Origin of the sequence: Agathobaculum faecis (genome assembly GCF_014287995.1) — a bacterium.
Taxonomy (GTDB): domain Bacteria; phylum Bacillota; class Clostridia; order Oscillospirales; family Butyricicoccaceae; genus Agathobaculum; species Agathobaculum ammoniilyticum.
Genome location: NZ_JACOPL010000080.1, coordinates 1 through 605 on the forward strand (window position 1 = coordinate 1; position 605 = coordinate 605).

The following is a 605-nucleotide window of genomic DNA, read 5'->3' on the forward strand; positions in this document are numbered from 1 at the left end:
GCACGGTTAGTCCAGCTTTCCAAAATCAGCAGGGCGAGGACAGGGAAGGACTGCTACTGCGGACTGGAGGATGATTGCCTGCCATATATCGAAGAATACGGCATTACCTCTGTGTTCTGTTCGTTTGACATGATCTGCGACAAATACCTTGCCCAGAAATACCAGACGGTGATCGATGGGCTGGGGACATTTAACATGTTTGTCGCGGCGGGTAATGATTCTTCCACGGATTATGTGGAGCTGGCGCAGTGCGATGCCGTGACGACCGTTGGAGCGTACTACATCCAGAATAACAAAGCCATTCCAGAGGACTTTTCCTCTACGACGGAATATCTTGATTTTGCCGCGCCGGACAGGCAGGTTGTGAAATTCGCAAAAGAAACCGGCGTGACTACATATGGCAAACAGACCGGAACGTCTTTCTCGGCTCCGTGGCTCTGCGGTATGGCGTGCCTGGTCAATGACTTTTTTATCGACAAAACAGGGAAGCCGCTGACCCACGAGGCAATGATGCGCTTTTTCAGGGACCATTGTGTGGATATTGGGGCGGAGGGCTTCGACAGCAAAACCGGACACGGTATGGTTATCCTGCCGGAGCCGTCAGA

At 52.2% G+C, this 605-nt stretch carries 1 protein-coding gene; it reads left to right on the top strand.

The features are described from left to right. Nucleotides 1-605 (top strand): S8 family serine peptidase (locus tag H8S45_RS15945; RefSeq protein WP_186950628.1); only part of this gene is annotated, 605 nt, incomplete at both ends.